Origin of the sequence: Herbaspirillum sp. NPDC087042, assembly GCF_044745245.1 — a bacterium.
Lineage (GTDB): Bacteria > Pseudomonadota > Gammaproteobacteria > Burkholderiales > Burkholderiaceae_D > Herbaspirillum.
Map to the genome: position 1 here is coordinate 211,420 of NZ_JBIUZW010000007.1, position 11,929 is coordinate 223,348.

Below are 11,929 nucleotides of genomic sequence, written 5' to 3' on the forward strand. Positions count from 1 at the left end.
TCAGTCGGAGGTCACGACCGATTGTATGGTCAGTTTGTAGCGGTAGCGCAGGTTCTCCAGGATCACCTTGCCACCCCACGCCTTGTGGTCGGGATAGTCGATCACGGCAATGGTTTCATCGCGTAACAGAAGAGTACGTTGTCCATTGCTTTCACGCAACTCCCATCCCTCGGGAAGCGCCTGGCGGATGGCGTCGGCCGGCCAGAGCGTCAGCTGCACATCCTGCAAGACGTCTTCGCCCTGCACCTGGCTGGGCAGCATCGGGTGCCGCCATACCTGCAATTGCCGGCCGTCATAGTGCAGCGACATGACGCGCTGGCCGAAGGCCAGGCCGACCAGGTCCAGGTGGTCGGCATCGATTTCCAGCGCCGTATCGAGTTGGTCGGTACGCCCGGCACGCTCCACCGTCAGGTGTTGCTGCAGGCTGATGCTCTGGCCCAGCGCGGCCGGCGACAGGTGCAATTGCAGGCGCGCCGATGGGCGCATATCGGGTGGCGTGGCAGTGGCGCAGGCGGCCAGCAAAAGCGGCAGCAGCGTGGCGCCGAACCAGGTGCGATAGCTCATGCGGGATCCTTGTCGGCCGCGGCGTGGTGTGCGCCGGGATGCGTGAAGACGGGGGCCAGCAGCCATACCAGCAACATGCCGCACAGCATGGTCAGGCCAAAGGCATGCAGGGGCGGACTGCCACTGAGGGCCAGCAGGCCGAAGGACAGCAGCGCGCTGGTGGCCGACAGGCCCACGGTCAGCCAGGCATGCGGGCGACCGTGCGCGGGCGACTCCAGCAGGAAGATACCGTAGTCCACGCCCAGGCCCAGTACCAGCAGCGCGGCCAGCACATGGAACAGTTGCAGCGGCTGGCCCAGCCAGCCGAACAGGCCCAGCGTGAGCAGGCTGGCCACCAGCGGCGGCGCCAGCGCGCGCCAGGCGCGGCGGCGGTAGCGCAGCGAGAGCAGCGCGAAGATCGCCACATAGGCGCCCAGCAGCGCCCAGCCCATGTATTGGCGGTAATAGCGCAGCACCGAGGAAATCTCGCCGACCTTGTCTACCCACTGCACACCGGGGATATCCCGGGCCAGCGCCGCGAACCTGTCCAGCTGGCGATAGTCATGCAGGCCGCGCAGGGCGACGATGCTGGCATGGTCCGCGCCGATCTGGCCCAGCCAGAGGTGGCGGGAAGACGCGCCCGCAGCAGAGGCGAGGAATGCCTCCGGCGTCAGCGCCCGGGTCTGGTCCAGCATGCGTTGTCCCAGGGCCTGCGCCCACTGCGGACTCTCGTCGATGGCGCGCGCGGTCAGGGCGACGGCGCTGGCCGGCGCGGTGCCAGCCTGTAGCAGCGCCTGGCGCAGCAGGGCCAGGTTGTCTTGCTGGCGGCGCTGCGACGGCACCCAGTTCGACACGGCCTGGGTACCACTGATGAGATGTTCCTGCACCAGGGGCTGCAGCCTGGCGGCCAATGCTTCTTCTTTTTGCAGGACCGCTTCGGCGGATTCGCCGCGCACCAGGTAGAACTGGACGGGGGCGGCCATGTCGAGCAGGCTGCTGATCCGGATCTGGTCTTCCAGCAAGGCCGGCGGGCTCTTTTGCAGGGCGCGCAGGTCATCGCTGACCTGCAGGCGGGTCAGGCCGGTGATGGCCAGTCCGAGCACCGCCACGGCAGCCGGCAGCACCAGGTGCCAGGCATGGCCGCCCAGCAGGTCCGGCCAGTGCGCGATGCCGGCGCCGAAACGCCGGGCCATGCCGGTGGTGCGCAGTGTGTCGGCGCGTACCAGCTGCGGGAACCAGCACGCCACGGTGATCCATGCAAACACCAGTCCCAGCACCGAAAAGACCGCCATCTGCTGCAGCCCCGGGAAAGGCGTGGCGGCCATGCCCAGGTAGCCTGCCGCGGCGGCCAGCAGCATCAGCAGCAGCGAGGGCAGGAGCCGGCGCAGCAGGCGTGGGGAGTCCAGCGTGGCAGGGGCAGCCAGGCGCGCGCAGAGGAAGTAGATGCCGTAGTCCTGGGCGATTCCGATCAGGCTGGCGCCGAACACCAGGGTCAGCAGGTGGATCTGCCCGAACAGCAGCGTGCTCACCGACAAGGCCCCCAGGCAACCGACGGCAATCGAGCTGGCGATATAGAGAATGGGTTTGAGCGAGCGGAAACTGAGCCACATCAACAGCAGGATGCCTGCCAGCGAGCCGGCGCCGATGGCGGCGCTCTCACTGCTGGCCTGTTCGCTGGCAGCGGCCGCATGCAGTACCACGCCGCCGGTCAGCACCTGGCCGGCATGGCCCAGCGCGTCTTGTCGCGCCTGCGCCAGCAGGGGTACGACCTGGCGCTGCGTCTGCATCGAAAAGGCCGGGGATTTCAACTCCAGCAGCAGCAAGACATAGGACACGCCATCGCGCTCCACGAACAGGCGACCATCGCGCGGTCGCACCGGGGTCTCGCGGGCGCGTTCCTGTACCCAGCCGGAGAACAGGCCGAAGGGGTCGTCCTGCCACGAGCCCAGCTTGGGGCCGCCGAAGCTGCCATAGAGGCCGGCCAGTGCCTGCTGGCTCCATTGTTGCGGCGTGGCCGAGGCCAGCTGCGCGCGCTGGGCATCGGTGAGCAGCAGCGCCCGGCTGCCGCCGAAGACATCGAGCCATTGCGCCTGCATCTGCGTGGTGTCGCCTGCCATCGGTGCCAGCCAGGCCGCATGCGGCGCCAGGCTGGCCAGATAGGCGTCGGCGCCTTGACGGGCGCGTTCCCAGTCACGGTCGCCGACCAGCACCACCACTTTCTGCTGGGCGGAATCGACCATATGCGTGAATGCCCGTTGCAGCACGACGTCATTGCGCGCCGAGGGCAGCAGGGCCAGGATGTCGGTATCGGGGCTGGCGCGCTGCACCAGCCAGTGCCAGGCGTTGTGGCCGGCCAGCAGCAGGACCACCAGCAGCCAGGCAGCCGCCAGCCAGCCTTGCAGGGTAGGGCGGCGGCTAGTCAAACAGGGCTCCTTCTTCCGGCGTGAGCGCGGCATCGCCGGTCTTGATGGCGGAGAAGCTGATCTCGGTACGGTCGCCGCCGGCTTCCTTCATGAGTACCTTCTCCACATAGGCCGAGCCATTCAGGCCGATGTCACCGATCGCCTTGGCCAGCGCCGGCTGGCGCGCCTTGAGCGCGACTTGCCAATGACCATCGCGCAGCGTGCCATCCAGTTCGAACAGGCTGTCGAGCTGGCTCAGGTCGCCCGCCAGCAACGAAAACAGGACGTTGTTGATCATCTTGACCACCGGTTCCTGCTGGGCGTCGAGCTTCATGGCCACGCGACCATCCTGCATCTGTACGATGCTGTCGCGGGTGATGCGCAAGGTATTGGGGAAGGGCTGCAGTGTCTGCCACAGGATCCCGCGACCCTTGACGACGCAAAAACGGCCCTGCGATTGCAGCGGCTTCTTGATGCCGTTCAGTTGCTTGGTCTGGTCGAATCGACCGCACATCACGGCCGGCTTGGCCAGCGTCGCCTGGATCTGCGCCACCGGTGCCGCGCCATACGCGGCACTGGAGAGGGTGCAGGCCGCCAGCAGCAACGTGGCAATGAAAGGACGCTTGGAGATCATGGTGCAGGAGGAGTCAGTCCGAGCTTGTGCCACAGTACCGGGGGCGATACAAAGCACATCTCGTGGTTGGACATCTGCACCGCCACCTGGACGGTGGCGGCGCGCGTGAGCCGGGTACCGCTGGCGGCATCGCTGATCAGGTAGTCGATGCAGAGGCGGTTTTCCCATTCGACGATGGCCGCGGCCACCTTGATACGCTGCCCGAAGCGGGCCGGGGCGGCGTAGCGCAGGCGCAGGTCGATCACCGGCCAGCCATAGCCGGACTCCTTCATGGCCGGATAGTTGTAGCCGATCTTGTCGAGCAGGGCGCAGCGCGCGGTCTCCATGTATTCCACATAGCGTCCGTGCCAGACGATCTCCATCGGATCGAGGTCGTAGAACTGGATCTGCAATTCGACCTCGGCGCGCCAGGGCGAGTTGGCCAGCGTGAGCTTGCCCTCGGGCAGCAGCGGCTTATTCATAGAGCGTCCAGGTCTGGTGGCGGATGCCTTGCAGCAGCAGACGCAGGTCGGGCTCCAGCATGCGGTCTTCATCGACCACGGCGATCTGGCGCGTCAGCGCCTCCTGCATGGCGGCCAGGCGGCCACCCGGCAGGTCGGAGAGGGGCGTGTCGCCGGCCTGTTGCCTGCGCGAGCGCAGCCATACGCCCTGGCGCACCGTGATGAGCAGGGCGGCGGCGACCTGCTCGGTCAGCTCCAGCACCCGCAGGCAGTCGCGGGCGGCGATGGTCCCCATGCTGACCTTGTCCTGGTTGTGGCATTCGGTGGAACGCGAGAACACCGAGGCCGGCATGGTCAGCTTGAGGGCTTCGGCCGTCCAGGCAGAGGCGCTGATCTGCAGGGCCTTGAGGCCATGGTTGATGGCCGCACGCGGGCCGCTGGCGCCGGACAGGTTGGCCGGTAGGCCGTTGTTGTAGCGCTGGTCCACCATCAAGGCCATCTGGCGATCGAGCAGGTCGGCGATGTTGGCCACGGCGGTCTTCATGCTGTCCATGGCGAAGGCGATGTGGCCGCCATAGAAATGGCCGCCGTGCAGCACGCGTTCGCCATCGGGATCGATCAGCGGATTGTCGTTGGCGCTGTTGAGTTCGTTTTCGATGAACTGGCGCAGCGATGGCAGCGCGTCGTTGAGTACGCCGATGACATGCGGCGCGCAGCGCACCGAGTAGCGGTCCTGCAGGCGTTTTTCGTTGCGGTGCGGCTGGCCGGCGGGCAGGTCGCTGCGCAACCAGGCGGCAATCTGCTGCTGTCCGGGATGGGGCTTGGCCGAGAACAGGGTGGCGTCGAAGTGGTGGGCATTGCCGTCCAGGGTGAAACTGCTCATGGCGGTGATGCGCGTCGCCAGGCGGCACAGGTAGCGGGCGCGATCGAAGGCCAGGCAGGCCAGGGCGGTCATGACGGCCGTGCCATTCATGATGGCCAGGCCTTCCTTGGGACGCAGGCGCAAGGGCTGCAGGCCGGCCTCGGCCAGGGCCTGGGCGGCGGGCAGCGCCTGGCCATCGCGCCAGACCTCGCGCTCACCGCAGAGGGCGGCGGCCAGGTAGGACAGCGGTGTGAGATCGCCGCTGGCGCCGACCGAGCCTTCGCAGGGAATCAGCGGCAACAGGTCACGTTGCAGCAGGGCGGTGATCTGTTCCAGCAGTCCGACGCTCACCCCGGAGAAGCCCTGGCAGAGCGAGTTCAGGCGCGCGGCCAGGATGGCGCGCGTCTGCTCGGGCGTAAACAGGGCGCCCAGGCCGCAGCCGTGATAGGTGTAGAGGTGGTGCGGCAGCTCGGCCACCAGTTCGCTGGGGACCGTGACGGTGCAGGAGTCGCCATAGCCCGTGGTGACGCCATAGATGGTGCCATCCTCGCGCAGCAGGCGGTCGAGGAAGTCGGCGCCACGGCTGATGCGTGCGCGGAAGGCGGTCTCTTCATTGAGGCCGGCGCTGCGCTTGCGCTGGGCCAGCGCGACCACGTCCTCGATGCTCAGCGGCGCCGCGCCGAAGGTGATGGCAGTGGCTGGAATAGGGGAGTCAGTGTGGGGCATGTTGTTCGTCGATGGCGGAGTCCGCCCAGAAATCATAGAAATTGAACCATTGGAACGGCGCCTGCAGGCAGTGTTCCTCCAGGCGCGCGGCATAGTCGGTCGCCAGCTGGTCCAGGCAAGGTGTACGTTGTTTGCGCGGCAGCGCGATGCGTTCGCGGAACAGCTCGAAGCTCAGCCTCGCGCCATCGCCGGTGCGCTGCGAGAACATCAGGTACACCGGGCATTGCAGCAGCGCTGCCAATACATAGGGGCCGACCGGGAAGGGCGCGATGCGCCCCATGAAAGCCGCCCGCGCCACGCGCGGCTGTGGCGACACCGGCACGCGGTCGCCGGCGATGACCACGAACTCGCCCTGCGCGACCTTGTCGGCCAGCACCATGGCCATGGCCGGGGACATGTCGGTGACCTGCATCAGGTTGAGCTGGCTGCCAGGATCGAGCTGGGCCAGCAGGTTGTTGAAGGCCTGGGCATGGCGGGTATGGACCAGCACGGTCAGCTTGAGCGCCGGATGCTGTCGACCGATCACGCGACACAATTCGAGGTTGCCGAGATGGGTGCAGATGATCAGGCCGCCCTGTCCACGTGCGATGGCCTGGCTGATGTGCTCCTGGCCCGACAGGACGACCTGGCCGGTGGGGAACAGTCCCCCCCAGAGCAGCATCTTGTCCAGCAGGCTTTCGCCGAAGGCGGCGAAATGGCGCATGACCCCGGGCAGGCCGGTGACCAGCCGCAGCGATGGACGATGACTGGCGACCTGTTCCAGATAGTCGCGCGAGGCACGACGGGCGCGGGCATTGGCGGCGATATACCAGCACAGCACCGGATAGAGCATTAGACGGAACGGCAGCCTGCCAAAGAGACGATAGACGCCGAAGAGCAGGCGCATGCCGGCCACGAAACTGACCTCGTTGATCTGCGCCCAGTGGCGCGAGCGCCCAGCCGTGCTCATCGGCTTGCTCCTGCCAGGCGGGCCAGGCGGCGCGCCAGCAACAGCGGCGCGCGCAAGAGCATGCCGGCGAACAGGCGCGCATGCATGCGCGAGATCAGGACGTTGTCCAGCCAGACCCTGAAATGCGAGACGCCATCGGTCGGATAATGTACGCGCGTGGGCAGGTTGTGGACCTGCAGGCCGCGCCAGTAAAGCCGTACCAGGATCTCGGTATCGAAGTCCATGCGGCGACCGATGTGGGCGCTGCGCATGAGCTGCACGGTCGGTGCCAGCGGATAGAGGCGGAATCCGCACATGGAGTCGCTGATGTCCAGCGACAGGGTATTGATCCATACCCACACGTGGGTCAGGTAGCGCGCATAGAGGCGACCCTTGGGGACGCTCTCGTCATAGATGGGCCGGCCGTTGATGACTGCCAGCGGCGCCTCTTGCGAAGCGGCGACAAAGCGTGGGATGTCATCGCAGTCGTGCTGGCCGTCGGCGTCGATCTGCAGGGCATGGCTGTAGCCGCTCGCGGCGGCGTGACGCATCCCGGTCATCACGGCACAGCCCTTGCCCTGGTTGACGGCGTGTACCAGCATGGTGACGCGGTCGGTATGGGCGGCGGCGAGGTCCTGCAGCACGCGCGCGCAGGACGCGCTGCTGCCGTCATCGACCAGCACGCAGGGGAAACCCTGGCGCAGCACCGCCTCGACTACCGCACCGATGGCCTGTTCGTGGTCGTAGACCGGGATCACGACCACGGTCTTGTGCGGGGGCAGGTGGGTCGTCATGGTGGCCCCAGCAGGAAGCGTCCGCTGGCGTGCTGCCCGCCTTCGGAATGAAGGCGGAAGGCCAGCGTGGCCTTGTCGGCATCGTATTGCAGGTCCAGCGTTACCGTCATGCCGGGCGTGATGACGCGCTGGAACTTGAGTGCGCTCACGCCCAGGAAACGTGGCGGCAGCGCGAAATAGCGGCGCCCCAGGGCCAGCGCCCAGTCGGTCTGCACGACGCCGGGCAGGATAGGGGAGCCGGGGAAGTGACCGTTGAAGTAGAGCAGGTCCGGAGGTACCTGCAGGGCCAGTTGCACATGCTGCCCGGAGACCTGCAAGGGGCTCACGACCGGCATGGTCGGGGCCGGCGGCCGGGCCGGCGTGCCAGATGCTGCGGGGCTATCCAGCAGCGCAAGCAGGGCGCTCTGGGTGACCTTGCCTTGCGGGTTCACGGGCATCGTGTCCAGGTAGCGCCAGAGGCGCGGCAGGGCGATGCCTTCGATGGCGCCGGCCAGGAGGGCACGCAGGGCGCCATTGAGCGCCAGCTTGCCTTGACCGCGCAGCAGGTCCCAGCCCACCTGGCTTGGCACCACGAAGGCGGCAATGTACTGGCGTGCCCGCCTGCCCTCGTGGACGAGCACCCGGGCATCGGCCACCAGGGGGCTGGCGACCAGCAGTTCTTCGATGCGTGTGAGGGAGATGCGTTTTTCTTCCAGCTTGACGATGCGGTCGGCCCGTCCGCGCAGCACGAAGCCATCGGCCTCCAGTTCTGCCCGGTCGGCCATGGCAAACCATTGCTGGTCGGGCAAATGTGGCGAACGTACTTCGAGCTGGCCATCCTCGTCCACGCGCAGTGCGATGCCGGGCATGGCCTGCCAGTGCTCGCGGCGTTGCGCCGGATCGGCATCGGGCTGGCGCCAAGCGATGCCACCGGTCTCGGAGCTGCCATAGATTTCCAGCGGACGATGGCCGCACATCTGCGCCACCTGCTGTGCCGAAGGCGCCAGCAAGGGGCCACCGGAGGAGAAGATCGCTCGCAAGTGCCGGGTATCGGAGCGCGTGGCCTGTTCGGGCAAGCGTTTCAGGTGTGCCGGGCTGGACAGCAATACCCAGGGACGCTGCGGCACGATGCGCTGCAGATCCTCGGGGAAGAAGGCGCTCTGTGCATGCACGGCGCGTCCCGAGGAAATCGGCCAGAGCACCTTGAAGAGCAAGCCATAGATATGCTGGTGCGAGACGGTGGCGACGATGTCGGCCATCCCGATGCCGGCGCCGAAGAGCGCATCCAGGGTTGCCACCTCGTTGGCCATCTGCGCCAGCTTCTTGGGGATGGCCTGGGCCTGCCCGGTGCTGCCGGAGGTATAGACCACCAGGCCCGGAAAATCGCCAGACAAGGCGGGCCAGGTGTCGCCGTCGTCTTCTGCCGGCGAATGCGGATCGGCTTGCAGCGCATGCCATGCCGGGTCGAACTGTCCAAGGAAACCCTCGACCTCCGTCTGCAACTGATGGCAGGTCGCGGGCAGGGTATCGCTGGGCAGGTAGACCGTCTTGCCGGCCAGCCAGGCGCCGAACAGGGCCGAGGCAAAATGCAGCGTGTCCTGGTGGAACAGCGCGAATCTCTGACCAGGGATAGACAGGAGCCTGGATTTCCAGCGCAGGATATCGGCGCGGAAGTGTCGTAGCGTGACAGGTACGTCATCGCGCCAGCCGATCACATGGTCGGCCGGGAAATCCTGGAAGGGGAGTTGCAGCAGGTCCAGCGGCGCCGCGCCGCACGGCTCACGCATGATGCCGGCGCCGCACGTGGAGGCGGACCATGTATTCGGCGCCGAACAGCACACCCATCGCGATATAGGAGAGCACGCCGGTGTACAGCGACCAGACTGCCTGCGAGGCCCAGAGTGCCGTTGCCAGTGCGATGCTGCCGTTGAGGGCGAAGAAGACGCACCATACCTGGGTGACGCGGCGGGTATAGGCGATCGCATAGGCGGGCAGAGCCGGATCGGTCAGGCGGGCCATGCGTTCTATCATCGAGGGCGGTTTGACCAGGCTGTAGCCGAACAGCGCCAGCATGCCGGCGCTGATGGCGACCGGATAGAGCTTGAGCGGCAACAGCGCATTCCAGTACAGGGCAGGCATGGCCAGCGCCAGCGCGGCCAGGCCCATCCAGCGCAACTTGCGATCCATGTGCGTGGTCAGCAGGCGCGCAGCGGCGATGGCCACCAGCAGCAGCGCCAGCATGCGCGGCTCTACCCTGCCGTGGGCGAACCAGATCAGCAAGGGGTAGAGCAGGATCAGCAATGCGCCAATGACACTGGGCAGTGCGGGACGTTTCATGCGTTCAGGCGGTCGCGTCCGCGCCGGCATTGAGCAGCGTGGCCAGCACGTCGACCACGTCCTGCACCGTGCGGACGGTACGGAACACATCGGGCTGGATGCGCTTGCCGGTGCTCTGGTTGAGCTTGACCACGATGTCCACGGCATCGATGCTGTCGATGTCCAGGTCCGTGTAGAGGTTGGACTGCGGCGTGATCTTGTCCTTGTCCAGCTCGAACATCTCATGCAGCATATCGACGATCCAGGCGTAGATATCGTCCTTGTTCATGGCGGGGGGCAAAGTGTTCATGATGTGCTTCTCTTTTTTTATTGCAGTGTGATTCCGATAGGTCCGGGCCTTGCGTTTGAGGGGGGACTGCCGTGGCGCTATGAGCGGTGGCTGGCCACCAGTGCGGCCAGGGCCTGCACCGAGGCGAAATGCCGGCGGGTCTCTTCGGAGTTGGCCGAGAGCTTGATGCCATAGCGTTTCTGCAGGCTCACGCCCAGTTCGAGGGCGTCGATCGAGTCCAGCCCCAGGCCGTCGCCAAAGAGCGGCGCGGCACTGTCGATATCGGCCGGGGTGAGGTCTTCCAGCTCGAGCGCATCGATGATGAGTTCCTTGATTTCTTGTTCCAGCGCTTGCATCGCCTAGTGTTCTTTCATGAAGTACTGTTGCAGGTAAGTCGTCAGTTGTCGCGCCGCCAGCGTGGGATTGTCTGCACATTGCGGGACGTCGGCGCCGATACGGATGTCCGGGCCGATATGGAGGCGGTAATGCGCCACCGTGTCAGGGACATCCCACCATTTCCCGCCCTTGCCAAGCGTTGCCGGCGTGCAGGCGATGCGCACCGGCGTGATCGGGCATTCTCCCCTGACGGCGACGTTGGCGGCACCGCGCTTGAAGCTGATGCTGCCATCGCGCGGCGTGCGCGTGCCTTCGGGGAAGATGATCAGGTTGCCGCCGCTACGGATGGACGCGATGCAGTCCTCGATCAGATCCGGGCCCTGCTCGTTGCTGATGTAGCCGGCGGCGCGGATGGGGCCGCGCGTGAATGGATTGCGCCACAGCGCATTCTTGACGATACAGTCGGCATGACGCACGAAGGCCATCAGCAGCACCGTATCGATCAGGGTCGGGTGGTTGGCGAGGATCAGCAGGCCTTGCCGGTCCAGTCGTTCCAGCCCGGTGATGTCATAGCGGATCACGCCCAGCACGCGCATCAGTTCCACGAAGCCCCGGAACGCCAGGCGGATGATGCGGCGAGCCGTCAGCACGCGTCGCCGGGGATCGCGCACGACCAGGTCCAGAACCGGGAAGACCACCAGGCGCAGCACCAGGCCGCCCAGGCCGAATACGGCAAAGGACAGGCCCGTGGCGACCACGCGCCAGTATCGGTTGATGCGCTTGATGAGCTGTTCAGGCATGACGCATCCAGTGCCAGCGGCGGCCATCGGCGTGACGGACCATGGCATTGCATCGGCTGTCGAGGAAGAAGCGCAGCACGGCGGCAGCGCCTGCCGGCTGGTCGACGGCGACGGCAGGCGCCGACGGAGTTGTTTCATCATCCCATTGCAGGGAGAGGCAGGGCCGGGAGGTGTGCTCGTCGGCCGCCTGCATCAGCCACGACCAGCCGCAGGCATGCTCGCGGCAGTCGGAATAGGGCGCATAAAGTTCCGGCAGGGACGCATCGGCCACCACCAGCAATACGTAAGGGGCGCCATCGGCCAGCAGGCCGCAGGCTTCGATGACGGCGTGTTCGACCGTGCTCTGGCCGGCCGAGATGGCCATGCTGTTGCCACGCATGCCCCGGGCAATCGAAAACAGGCCGGCATTGGCATTGTGGACGGACAGGCTGAACGCGGCAGGCGAGAGCGGCGTGGCCGCGGCCAGGGATTGCAGGAGTTCGACCGAGCGTGCGCATTCACCGTGGCGGGACGCGAAGACGGTCGGGATGTCGTCGACAGCCACGTCAGGCGCGTGTTCGCCGGAGATCGCGGCGTAGGCGGTTTCCAGCGCCAGCTTCCCGACCGCGCTGGCGCGTCTGCGCAGCATGGGCGGCATGCTCTTGACGGCCGGTTCACCAGAACCGGTCGCCTCTGCATCGCCGTCGATCCATTGTTGCCAGGCCTGCGGGGACTCGATACCGGGAACCCACGCTGCATGTGAAACAACAGAAAAGCTGACATCCCCAAAAAACATATGGTCGAAAAACTTCCCGGCTTGCCTTGGTAGTGTTATTGACCGGACTCCCCCTTTATCCGGTGGATTTCGCCAGGTGCGAGGGTCCTCTCGGAGAAATTGACA

The 11,929-nt window shown here is 66.3% G+C and carries 13 protein-coding genes; all 13 read right to left on the minus strand.

Translation table 11 applies throughout. From position 1 onward, the window contains the following. Positions 1–564: a DUF3261 domain-containing protein gene (locus tag ACIPHN_RS12060; protein WP_400436389.1), complete on the minus strand. Its 564-nt coding sequence runs from the start codon at positions 562–564 to the stop codon at positions 1–3. Further along, on the minus strand, positions 561–2,966 hold the full coding sequence (locus tag ACIPHN_RS12065) for an MMPL family transporter (RefSeq protein ID WP_400436391.1): 2,406 nt from the start codon (positions 2,964–2,966) through the stop codon (positions 561–563). Before ACIPHN_RS12065 ends, ACIPHN_RS12060 begins: the two co-directional genes overlap by 4 nt. Continuing rightward, a complete protein-coding gene (locus tag ACIPHN_RS12070) occupies positions 2,959–3,579 on the minus strand; it encodes an outer membrane lipoprotein carrier protein LolA (RefSeq protein ID WP_400436393.1) in 621 nt (206 codons plus the stop codon). The genes ACIPHN_RS12065 and ACIPHN_RS12070 overlap by 8 nt, the downstream gene beginning before the upstream one ends. Beyond that, a complete protein-coding gene (locus tag ACIPHN_RS12075) occupies positions 3,576–4,040 on the minus strand; it encodes an acyl-CoA thioesterase (protein WP_400436394.1) in 465 nt (154 codons plus the stop codon). Before ACIPHN_RS12075 ends, ACIPHN_RS12070 begins: the two co-directional genes overlap by 4 nt. Further along, on the minus strand, positions 4,033–5,607 hold the full coding sequence (hutH, locus tag ACIPHN_RS12080) for a histidine ammonia-lyase (RefSeq protein ID WP_400436395.1): 1,575 nt from the start codon (positions 5,605–5,607) through the stop codon (positions 4,033–4,035). Before hutH ends, ACIPHN_RS12075 begins: the two co-directional genes overlap by 8 nt. After that, positions 5,594–6,556, minus strand: coding sequence for an acyltransferase (locus ACIPHN_RS12085; protein ID WP_400436396.1), 963 nt, complete (start codon positions 6,554–6,556; stop codon positions 5,594–5,596). Before ACIPHN_RS12085 ends, hutH begins: the two co-directional genes overlap by 14 nt. Continuing rightward, a complete protein-coding gene (locus ACIPHN_RS12090; RefSeq protein ID WP_400436398.1) occupies positions 6,553–7,329 on the minus strand; it encodes a glycosyltransferase family 2 protein in 777 nt (258 codons plus the stop codon). Before ACIPHN_RS12090 ends, ACIPHN_RS12085 begins: the two co-directional genes overlap by 4 nt. Then, positions 7,326–9,095 carry an AMP-binding protein gene (locus ACIPHN_RS12095; protein WP_400436399.1) on the minus strand — a complete coding sequence of 590 codons (1,770 nt, stop codon included), beginning with the start codon at positions 9,093–9,095 and terminating at the stop codon, positions 7,326–7,328. Before ACIPHN_RS12095 ends, ACIPHN_RS12090 begins: the two co-directional genes overlap by 4 nt. Continuing rightward, the gene (locus ACIPHN_RS12100) at positions 9,088–9,645 is read right to left on the minus strand and encodes a hypothetical protein (protein WP_400436400.1); all 558 of its coding nucleotides are present in this window, start codon (positions 9,643–9,645) and stop codon (positions 9,088–9,090) included. The genes ACIPHN_RS12095 and ACIPHN_RS12100 overlap by 8 nt, the downstream gene beginning before the upstream one ends. A gap of 4 nt (positions 9,646–9,649) precedes the next feature. Then, complete coding sequence (locus ACIPHN_RS12105) at positions 9,650–9,934, minus strand: acyl carrier protein (RefSeq protein WP_400436401.1); 285 nt, start codon at positions 9,932–9,934, stop codon at positions 9,650–9,652. 77 nt (positions 9,935–10,011) lie between these two features. Beyond that, on the minus strand, positions 10,012–10,269 hold the full coding sequence (locus tag ACIPHN_RS12110; protein ID WP_400436402.1) for a phosphopantetheine-binding protein: 258 nt from the start codon (positions 10,267–10,269) through the stop codon (positions 10,012–10,014). Between the two features lie 3 nt (positions 10,270–10,272). After that, positions 10,273–11,049 (minus strand): lysophospholipid acyltransferase family protein, encoded by a 777-nt coding sequence (locus ACIPHN_RS12115; RefSeq protein WP_400436405.1) that lies wholly within the window; start codon positions 11,047–11,049, stop codon positions 10,273–10,275. After that, the gene (locus ACIPHN_RS12120; protein ID WP_400436406.1) at positions 11,042–11,824 is read right to left on the minus strand and encodes a beta-ketoacyl synthase chain length factor; all 783 of its coding nucleotides are present in this window, start codon (positions 11,822–11,824) and stop codon (positions 11,042–11,044) included. Before ACIPHN_RS12120 ends, ACIPHN_RS12115 begins: the two co-directional genes overlap by 8 nt. Positions 11,825–11,929 lie beyond the last annotated feature (105 nt).